Consider the following 8,811-nt stretch of genomic DNA (forward strand, 5'->3'; position numbering starts at 1 on the left):
GAGCGCCCGGCAGGGCTCAGGCGGCCAGCGGGTCCGGCGCCGCGGTGATGCCGTGCTCGGCCAGCTTGGCGCGGCCGGCGTCCGGCGCGGTGAGGACCAGCGGACCCGCCTCGGTCAGCGCGACCGAGTGCTCCCAGTGCGAGGACCAGGTGCCGTCGGTGCTGACGACCGTCCAGTCGTCGGAGAGGACCTTGGTCTTCGGCGTGCCCAGCGACACCATCGGCTCGATGGCCAGGCAGAAGCCGGTGACCAGCTTCGGGCCCTTGCCGCGGCGCCGCTCGACGTAGTTCAGCAGGTGCGGGTCCATGTGCATCTCGGTGCCGATGCCGTGGCCGCCGTAGTCCTCGACGATGCCGTACTTGCCGCCGCCCGGCTTCGGCTGGCGGCGGATGTAGGTCTCGATCGCACGGGAGACGTCGACCAGCCGGTTGCCCTGCTTCATGGCCGCGATGCCCGCCCACATCGACTCCTCGGTCACCCGGGAGAGCTCGTGCAGCTCCGGAAGGTGACCGGAGCCCACGAAGCAGGTGTAGGCGGCGTCCGCGTGCCAGCCGTCGATGATCGCACCGGCGTCGATGGAGATGACGTCGCCGTCCTTGAGGACCACCTCGTCGGACGGGATGCCATGGACGACCACCTCGTTGACCGAGGTGCAGATGGTGGCGGGGAAGCCGCCGTAGCCCAGGAAGTTCGACGTGGCGCCGTGCTCGGCGAGGACCTTGCGGGCCACCTGGTCCAGGTCACGCGTCGTGGAGCCGGGGACCGCGGCCTCCCGGGTGGCCGCGTGCACGGCGGCGACGACAAGGCCCGCCTCGCGCATCTTGGCGATCTGCTCCGGGGTCTTGATCTGCACCATGAGCGCTACGGGCCTTTCTCCGCCGTGACCGACGTTGGGTTTCGTCCTGTACGTACACCACCAACGATACGTGCTCCCCGCGCCCGCCGTGACAGCCCGGCCCCGCGCGCGCACGCAGCGCACCGGAGGCGGCGGCACCGACGGGGTACGCGGACCGCCCGGAGGAAACGCGGAGGCCGCGGCTCCCCAGGGGGAACCGCGGCCTCCGTCACCGTCGTGCGGGCGGCGCGTACTACTCGCCGGCCTTCAGCGCGGACATCGCCCGGGCCGTGACCTCGTCCACCTTGCCGAGCGCCTCGATCGTCACGACCAGGTCCTGCGCCCGGTAATAGTCGATGATCGGCTCGGTCTGCGTGTGGTAGACCTCCAGGCGCTTGCGCACCGTGTCCTCGGTGTCGTCGTCCCGCTGGTACAGCTCGCCGCCGCAGACGTCGCAGACGCCCTCGGTCTTCGGCGGGTTGTAGGTGGCGTGGAAGACGTGCGCGGAGTCCTTGCGGCAGATGCGCCGGCCGGCGATCCGCTTCACGATCTCGTCCTCGGGGACCTCGAGGTCCAGCACCGCGTCGAGCTTCATACCGCCCTCGGAGAGCATCCCGTCCAGAGCCTGTGCCTGGGAGACGTTGCGGGGGAAGCCGTCGAGGAGGAAGCCGTCCACGGCGTCCGCCTGCTCCATGCGGTCCTTGGCCATGGCGATGGTGACCTCGTCCGGTACCAGTTCGCCCTTGTCCATGTAGGACTTCGCCAGCTTGCCCAGCTCCGTCTGCTGGCCGATGTTGGCCCGGAACAGGTCGCCCGTGGAGATGTGCGGGATGGAGAGGTTCGCGGCCAGGAACGCGGCCTGCGTTCCCTTACCGGCACCAGGCGGCCCGACGAGGACGATTCGCATCAGCGGAGGAACCCTTCGTAATTGCGCTGCTGGAGCTGGCTCTCGATCTGCTTCACCGTTTCGAGGCCGACACCCACGATGATCAGGATGCTGGTGCCACCGAACGGGAAGTTCTGGTTTGCCCCGAAACCGGCCAACGCCATTGTCGGCACGAGAGCGATCAGACCCAGGTACAGCGAACCCGGCCAGGTGATCCGGTTGAGCACATAGCTGAGGTACTCAGCGGTCGGTCGGCCAGCCCGGATGCCCGGGATGAACCCACCATACTTCTTCATGTTGTCGGCCACTTCTTCGGGGTTGAAGGTGATGGCCACGTAGAAGAAGGCGAAGAAGACGATCAGCAGGAAGTACATGGCGATGTAAATCGGGTCATCGCCCTGCACAAGGTGCGCCTGGATCCACGTCTTCCAGCCGGAGGTCCCGCTGGAGAACTGGGCCACCAGGGCCGGGATGTAGAGCAGCGACGAGGCGAAGATGACCGGGATCACACCCGCCTGGTTGACCTTGAGAGGAATGTAGGTCGACGTGCCGCCGTAGGAACGCCGGCCGATCATCCGCTTCGCGTACTGGACGGGAATGCGGCGCTGCGCCTGCTCGACGAAGACCACCAGGCCGACCATCACGAAGCCGACCAGCATCACGGTGCCGAACTCGATCCAGCCGTCGGCCAGGGTGCCCTGCTCCTTGATGGCCCAGAGCGCGGCCGGGAAGGTCGCGGCGATCGAGATGAACATCAGGATCGACATGCCGTTGCCGATACCGCGGTCGGTGATCAGCTCGCCCAGCCACATGACGACGGCGGTACCGGCCGTCATGGTGAGGACCATGAGGACCGTGATGAAGATGGCGCGGTCCGGGACGATCTGGTTGGCCACGGTGCAGCCGCTGAAGAGCGCGCCGCTGCGGGCGGTCGCCACCAGGCCGGTGCCCTGGAGCACGGCCAGCGCGATCGTCAGGTAACGGGTGTACTGGGTGATCTTCGCCGTACCGCTCTGGCCCTCCTTCTTCAGGGCCTCGAGACGCGGGATGACCACGGTCAGCAGCTGCAGAATGATGCTCGCCGTGATGTACGGCATGATGCCGAGCGCGAAGATCGTGATCTGCAGCAGTGCACCACCGCTGAACATGTTGACCAGGCCGAACAGCCCGGAGTTGCCGGACATCTGGTCGACACACGCCTGGACGGACGTGTAGTCCACGCCGGGGATCGGGATATGTGTACCGACCCGGTAGACGACGATGATGCCGAGCGTGAAGAGCAGCTTCTTGCGCAGGTCGGGCGTCTTGAACGCCCGGGCGAACGCGGTGAGCACGGTGCCTCCTGCGACCCCCGCGCAACTGCGTCAAGGGTGACGGTCTTGAGGATCGACAAATACCAAACGATGTAACGGGCCGCCCCCGCTTCGAGTGCCCGGTGCTCATTGTGTGAGCACTGGTCGAAGAGTGGCAGTGGAGGTCACCTTACCGGCGACACCAAGCCCTTGAGAACGACCAACCGGGGATACCCCATTTGTGGGGCATCCCCGGTCGGGAATCGCAGGGTCACACGGACATCAGCCGGACATCTCAGCGATGTCGGCCGGGCCCGGAACTCGTCAGACGAGCTCGGTGACCGTACCGCCGGCGGCGGTGATCTTCTCCTTGGCGGAGCCGGAGACGGCGTCGACCGTCACCTGCAGCGCCACGGAGATCTCGCCCTGGCCGAGGACCTTGACGAGCTGGTTCTTGCGGACGGCACCCTTGTCGACCAGGTCGGCAACGGTGACCTCCCCACCCTCGGGGTAGAGGGCGGCGAGCTTGTCCAGGTTCACGACCTGGAACTCGGTCTTGAACGGGTTCTTGAAGCCCTTCAGCTTCGGGAGACGCATGTGGAGGGGCATCTGGCCACCCTCGAAGCGCTCCGGAACCTGGTAACGGGCCTTGGTGCCCTTGGTACCACGACCGGCCGTCTTACCCTTCGACGCCTCACCACGACCCACACGGGTCTTGGCGGTCTTGGCGCCCGGGGCGGGACGGAGGTTGTGGATCTTGAGCGGGTTCTGCTCCGCCATGATCAGTCGACCTCCTCGACCGTCACGAGGTGGCGGACGGTGTGCACCATGCCGCGGAACTCGGGGCGGTCCTCCTTGACGACCTGCGTGTTGATGCCCTTGAGACCAAGGGAACGCAGGGTGTCGCGGTGGTTCTGCTTGCTGCCGATGTACGACTTAACCTGGGTGATCTTCAGCTGCGCCATCACGCACCCGCCCCGGCACGCGCACGAAGGAGAGCCGCGGGAGCGACGTCCTCGAGCGGCAGACCACGGCGGGCCGCGACCTCCTCGGGACGCTGCAGGCCCTTGAGGGCCGCCACGGTCGCGTGCACGATGTTGATCGCGTTGTCGGAGCCGAGCGACTTCGACAGGATGTCGTGGATACCGGCGCACTCGAGCACGGCACGCACCGGACCACCGGCGATGACGCCGGTACCCGGGGACGCGGGCTTGAGCAGCACGACGCCGGCAGCCTTCTCACCCTGGATGGGGTGCGGGATGGTGCCCTGGATACGCGGGACCTTGAAGAAGTGCTTCTTGGCCTCCTCAACGCCCTTGGCGATGGCGGCCGGCACCTCCTTGGCCTTGCCGTAACCGACACCCACGGTGCCGTCACCGTCGCCCACCACGACCAGCGCGGTGAAGCTGAAGCGACGACCACCCTTCACAACCTTGGCGACACGGTTGATCGCGACAACGCGCTCAACGTAAGCGGTCTTCTCGGCGGCAGCTGCGCCGCCGTCACGGCCCTTCCGGTCCCGCCGCTCGCCGCCACCGGCACCGCTGCCGCGGCGCTGGGGTCCAGCCATTGGAATTACCTCTCTCTGTTTCCGCTAGCTTCGCTACGGAACCGGCTCAGAACTTGAGACCGGCTTCGCGGGCGGCGTCCGCCAGGGCCGCGATGCGGCCGGCGTACTGGTTGCCACCACGGTCGAACACGACAGCCTCGACGCCCGCGGCCTTGGCACGCTCGGCGACCAGGGCGCCGACCTGCTGGGCCTGCGCGGACTTGTCGCTCTCGCCACCGCGGATCGAAGCGTCCAGGGTGGAAGCCGACGCCAGGGTGTGACCCTTGATGTCGTCGATCACCTGGGCCACGATGTGGCGGTTGGAGCGGGTCACGACGAGACGGGGACGCTCGGCGGTACCGGAGATGTGCTTGCGGATCCGGATGTGCCGACGCTTGATGGCGGCGCGCTTGTAGGCGTCGCCCTTCAGGATCTTCTGCCCGTATGCCATGGGTTACTTACCCGCCTTTCCGACCTTGCGGCGGATGACTTCGCCCTCGTACTTGACGCCCTTGGCCTTGTACGGGTCGGGCTTGCGCAGCTTGCGGATGTTCGCCGCGACCTCGCCGACCTTCTGCTTGTCGATGCCCTCGACCTGGAAGCGGGTGGGGGTCTCCACCTTGAAGGTGATGCCCTCGGGCGCCTCGACGGTGATCGGGTGCGAGTAGCCGAGCGCGAACTCGAGGTTCGAGCCCTTGGCCGTCACGCGGTAACCGACACCGCTGATCTCGAGCTTCTTCACGTAACCCTGGGTCACGCCGGTGATCATGTTCGCCACCAGCGTGCGGGACAGGCCGTGCAGGGCCTTGTTCTGACGCTCGTCGTTGGGGCGGGTCACCTGGAGGGTGCCGTCCTCGCCCTTGACGATCTCGATCGGCGCCACGACGGTGTGGGTCAGAGTGCCCTTGGGGCCCTTGACCGCGACCGTACGGCCGTCGATGGTGACGTCCACGCCGGCGGGAACCGCGATGGGGAGCTTGCCGATACGCGACATAGCTGTATCTCGTTCCCTTCCGTTACCAGACGTAGGCGAGGACTTCCCCACCCACGCCCTTCTTGCCGGCCTGCTTGTCGGTCAGGAGACCGTGCGACGTGGAGATGATCGCCACGCCGAGGCCACCGAGGACCTTGGGCAGGTTGGTGGACTTCGCGTACACCCGGAGACCGGGCTTGGAGATCCGCTTGATGCCCGCGATGGAGCGCTCGCGGTTCGGGCCGAACTTCAGCTCGAGGACGAGGTTCTTGCCGACCTCGGCGTCCTCGGTCTTCCAGCCGGTGATGAAGCCCTCCTGCTGGAGGATCTCCGCGATGTGCGACTTGATCTTGGAGTGCGGCATCGACACCGTGTCGTGGTATGCCGAGTTCGCGTTACGCAGACGCGTGAGCATGTCTGCGATCGGATCAGTCATGGTCATGAATTGGCCTTAGGCCTCTCTCGCCGGGGTTTCCTGGTGCGCCATCCCTCTCCCCGATCCGAGACGGGACGGGTGCGGCGCGGTGGACCTACGGCGTAGTAAGCGTCTATGAGCGGGACCGTGCCCGCGGACGGCCGGGCACGGCAAGCGCCCAACCACACCAGCCTAAGCCATGTGTGGCGGGTCGCCTGCCGGACCGGCCTGCTTACCGAGAGCCTGGGATCCCCAAATGGGGATTTACCAGGAGCTCTTGGTCACGCCCGGCAGCTCGCCACGGTGAGCCATCTCACGGAGGCACACGCGGCAGAGGCCGAACTTGCGGTACACGGAGTGCGGACGACCGCAGCGCTGGCAGCGGGTGTACGCACGCACGCCGAACTTGGGCTTGCGAGCAGCCTTCGCGATGAGAGCCTTCTTCGCCATCTCGCTCACGCCTCCTTGAACGGGAAGCCGAGGTGACGGAGGAGAGCGCGGCCCTCGTCGTCGTTGGCAGCCGTGGTCACCACGGTGATGTCCATGCCTCGGGTGCGGTCGATCTTGTCCTGGTCGATCTCGTGGAACATGACCTGCTCCGTGAGACCGAAGGTGTAGTTGCCACGGCCGTCGAACTGCTTGGGGGACAGGCCGCGGAAGTCGCGGATGCGCGGAAGCGCGAGCGACAGGGTGCGGTCCAGGAACTCCCACATGCGGTCGCCACGGAGCGTGACGTGGGCACCGATCGGCTGACCCTCACGCAGCTTGAACTGCGCGATGGACTTGCGGGCCTTGGTGACGGCCGGCTTCTGACCGGTGATCGTGGTGAGGTCGCGGATGGCGCCGTCGATCAGCTTGGAGTCGCGGGCGGCGTCGCCCACACCCATGTTGACCACGATCTTGACGAGGCCGGGAACCTGCATGACGTTCTCGTACTTGAACTCGTCACGCAGCTTGCCCGCGATCTCCTCGCGGTACTTCGTCTTCAGACGCGGAGTGGTGGTAGCCATCAGATGTCCTCACCCGTCCGCTTGGCAACGCGGATCTTGTTGCCGTTGTCGTCGAAGCGGTAACCGACGCGGGTCACGACCTTCTGGCCGTCCTTCTCCACGACGAGCTGAACGTTGCTCACGTGGACCGGAGCCTCGACGGTCACGATGCCGCCGGCCTGGTTCGGGCCGGCCTTCGTGTGCTTCTTGACCCGGTTGACACCCTCGACCAGGACACGGTTCTCGCGGGGGAAGGCCGCGACGACCTTGCCCTGCTTGCCCTTGTCCTTGCCGGTGATGACCTGGACCAGGTCGCCCTTCTTGACCTTCATGCTCACAGCACCTCCGGCGCGAGGGAGATGATCTTCATGAACTTCTTCTCGCGCAGCTCACGGCCGACGGGGCCGAAGATACGGGTGCCGCGAGGGTCGCCGTCGTTCTTCAGAATGACGGCGGCGTTCTCGTCGAAGCGGATGTACGAGCCGTCCGGACGGCGGCGCTCCTTGACGGTGCGAACGACGACGGCCTTGACGACGTCGCCCTTCTTCACGTTGCCACCGGGGATCGCGTCCTTGACGGTGGCGACGATGACGTCACCGATGCCCGCGTAGCGGCGACCGGAGCCACCGAGCACACGGATGCAAAGGATTTCCTTCGCACCAGTGTTGTCGGCGACACGCAGTCGCGACTCCTGCTGGATCACGTCTATCTCCTGATCGTCTGCCGGTTCCCTCCGGAGCAGAGCCGGAGAGCCTGGCGGAACTCACCCGCGGGAGAATCCCCGCGGGAATTTACTTGGCCTGGGGCGGGAACCGGGCCGGGGGGCGGGGAAGCCCCCCGGCCGGTCCGTGTCGGCTGGGGCGGAGCCCCGGCCGATTACTTCGCCTTCTCCAGGATCTCGACGATGCGCCAGCGCTTCGTCGAGGACAGCGGCCGGGTCTCCATGAGGAGAACGCGGTCGCCGACGCCGGCGGCGTTCTGCTCGTCGTGGGCCTTGAGCTTGTTCGTACGGCGGATGACCTTGCCGTACAGAGCGTGCTTCACACGGTCCTCGACGGCGACGACGACGGTCTTGTCCATCTTGTCGCTGACCACGATGCCCTGCGCGGTCTTGCGGAAGCCGCGCGCCTCGCTGTTTTCAGTCACGTTGCTCTCGCTCATGCGTTCTCCACCGACTCGATGCCGAGCTCACGCTCACGCATGAGGGTGTAGACCCGGGCGATGTCCTTGCGGACCGCCTTCAGACGGCCATGGTTCTCAAGCTGTCCGGTCGCCGCCTGGAAGCGGAGGTTGAACAGCTCTTCCTTGGCCTCGCGGAGCTTCGCCAGAAGCTCCTCGTTGCCCAGCTCGCGCAGCTCGGACGCCTTGGTACCGGCCGACATCACGCTTCACCTGCCTCGCGCTTGACGATCCGGCACTTCATCGGCAGCTTGTGGGCCGCACGGGTCAGCGCCTCACGGGCGATCTTCTCGTTGGGGTAAGACAGCTCGAACATGACCCGGCCCGGGTGCACGTTCGCGACCCACCACTCCGGAGAACCCTTACCGGAACCCATGCGGGTCTCGGCGGGCTTCTTGGTGAGGGGGCGGTCCGGGTAGATGTTGATCCAGACCTTGCCGCCACGCTTGATGTGGCGGGTCATCGCGATACGAGCGGCCTCGATCTGACGGTTGGTGACGTACGCCGGCGTCATGGCCTGAATGCCGTACTCGCCGAACGCGACCGTCGTACCGCCCTTGGCCATACCGCGGCGCTTGGGGTGGTGCTGCTTGCGGTGCTTGACCCTACGGGGGATCAGCATGGGTCAGCTCTCCTTTCCGGCAGAGCTCGGCTCGGCGGCAGCGCCCGCGGGAGCCTCGGCCGGCTTGGCCT

At 66.5% G+C, this 8,811-nt stretch carries 16 protein-coding genes; all 16 read right to left on the reverse strand.

Translation table 11 applies throughout. The features are described 5' to 3' along the window. Nucleotides 1-16 precede the first annotated feature (16 nt). Nucleotides 17-856, reverse strand: a complete 840-nt coding sequence (gene map, locus HW445_RS10630) for a type I methionyl aminopeptidase (protein ID WP_180220784.1) — start codon at nt 854-856, stop codon at nt 17-19. A gap of 232 nt (nt 857-1,088) precedes the next feature. After that, nucleotides 1,089-1,742 carry an adenylate kinase gene (locus HW445_RS10635; protein WP_151771764.1) on the reverse strand — a complete coding sequence of 218 codons (654 nt, stop codon included), beginning with the start codon at nt 1,740-1,742 and terminating at the stop codon, nt 1,089-1,091. Continuing rightward, on the reverse strand, nt 1,742-3,055 hold the full coding sequence (secY, locus tag HW445_RS10640) for a preprotein translocase subunit SecY (protein WP_151771765.1): 1,314 nt from the start codon (nt 3,053-3,055) through the stop codon (nt 1,742-1,744). The genes HW445_RS10635 and secY overlap by 1 nt, the downstream gene beginning before the upstream one ends. 282 nt (nt 3,056-3,337) lie before the next feature. Further along, on the reverse strand, nt 3,338-3,793 hold the full coding sequence (gene rplO, locus HW445_RS10645; protein ID WP_108954804.1) for a 50S ribosomal protein L15: 456 nt from the start codon (nt 3,791-3,793) through the stop codon (nt 3,338-3,340). Between the two features lie 2 nt (nt 3,794-3,795). Continuing rightward, nucleotides 3,796-3,978 (reverse strand): 50S ribosomal protein L30, encoded by a 183-nt coding sequence (gene rpmD / locus HW445_RS10650; protein WP_003974250.1) that lies wholly within the window; start codon nt 3,976-3,978, stop codon nt 3,796-3,798. Further along, nucleotides 3,978-4,583: a 30S ribosomal protein S5 gene (gene rpsE, locus HW445_RS10655; protein ID WP_108014598.1), complete on the reverse strand. Its 606-nt coding sequence runs from the start codon at nt 4,581-4,583 to the stop codon at nt 3,978-3,980. The genes rpmD and rpsE overlap by 1 nt, the downstream gene beginning before the upstream one ends. A 46-nt stretch (nt 4,584-4,629) precedes the next feature. Beyond that, nucleotides 4,630-5,013, reverse strand: coding sequence for a 50S ribosomal protein L18 (rplR, locus tag HW445_RS10660; protein ID WP_151771767.1), 384 nt, complete (start codon nt 5,011-5,013; stop codon nt 4,630-4,632). 3 nt (nt 5,014-5,016) lie between these two features. Beyond that, nucleotides 5,017-5,556 (reverse strand): 50S ribosomal protein L6, encoded by a 540-nt coding sequence (gene rplF, locus HW445_RS10665; RefSeq protein ID WP_180220785.1) that lies wholly within the window; start codon nt 5,554-5,556, stop codon nt 5,017-5,019. Nucleotides 5,557-5,578: 22 nt separating this feature from the next. Then, nucleotides 5,579-5,977 (reverse strand): 30S ribosomal protein S8, encoded by a 399-nt coding sequence (rpsH, locus tag HW445_RS10670; RefSeq protein WP_180220786.1) that lies wholly within the window; start codon nt 5,975-5,977, stop codon nt 5,579-5,581. Nucleotides 5,978-6,214: 237 nt separating this feature from the next. After that, nucleotides 6,215-6,400, reverse strand: a complete 186-nt coding sequence (locus HW445_RS10675) for a type Z 30S ribosomal protein S14 (RefSeq protein ID WP_003956452.1) — start codon at nt 6,398-6,400, stop codon at nt 6,215-6,217. Between the two features lie 5 nt (nt 6,401-6,405). Next, nucleotides 6,406-6,963: a 50S ribosomal protein L5 gene (gene rplE, locus HW445_RS10680; protein ID WP_151771769.1), complete on the reverse strand. Its 558-nt coding sequence runs from the start codon at nt 6,961-6,963 to the stop codon at nt 6,406-6,408. Then, entirely contained in the window at nt 6,960-7,271 is a 312-nt protein-coding gene (gene rplX / locus HW445_RS10685; RefSeq protein WP_180220787.1) for a 50S ribosomal protein L24, read from the reverse strand. Before rplX ends, rplE begins: the two co-directional genes overlap by 4 nt. Nucleotides 7,272-7,273: 2 nt before the next feature. Further along, on the reverse strand, nt 7,274-7,642 hold the full coding sequence (gene rplN, locus HW445_RS10690) for a 50S ribosomal protein L14 (protein ID WP_055718836.1): 369 nt from the start codon (nt 7,640-7,642) through the stop codon (nt 7,274-7,276). Between the two features lie 173 nt (nt 7,643-7,815). Beyond that, nucleotides 7,816-8,100, reverse strand: coding sequence for a 30S ribosomal protein S17 (gene rpsQ, locus HW445_RS10695; RefSeq protein WP_151771771.1), 285 nt, complete (start codon nt 8,098-8,100; stop codon nt 7,816-7,818). Continuing rightward, nucleotides 8,097-8,321, reverse strand: coding sequence for a 50S ribosomal protein L29 (gene rpmC / locus HW445_RS10700; protein WP_108954811.1), 225 nt, complete (start codon nt 8,319-8,321; stop codon nt 8,097-8,099). The genes rpsQ and rpmC overlap by 4 nt, the downstream gene beginning before the upstream one ends. After that, nucleotides 8,321-8,740: a 50S ribosomal protein L16 gene (rplP, locus tag HW445_RS10705; RefSeq protein ID WP_005313579.1), complete on the reverse strand. Its 420-nt coding sequence runs from the start codon at nt 8,738-8,740 to the stop codon at nt 8,321-8,323. Before rplP ends, rpmC begins: the two co-directional genes overlap by 1 nt. Between the last annotated feature and the right edge of the window lie 71 nt (nt 8,741-8,811).

The organism is Streptomyces sp. UH6 (assembly GCF_013421635.1).
Lineage (GTDB): Bacteria > Actinomycetota > Actinomycetes > Streptomycetales > Streptomycetaceae > Streptomyces > Streptomyces abyssomicinicus.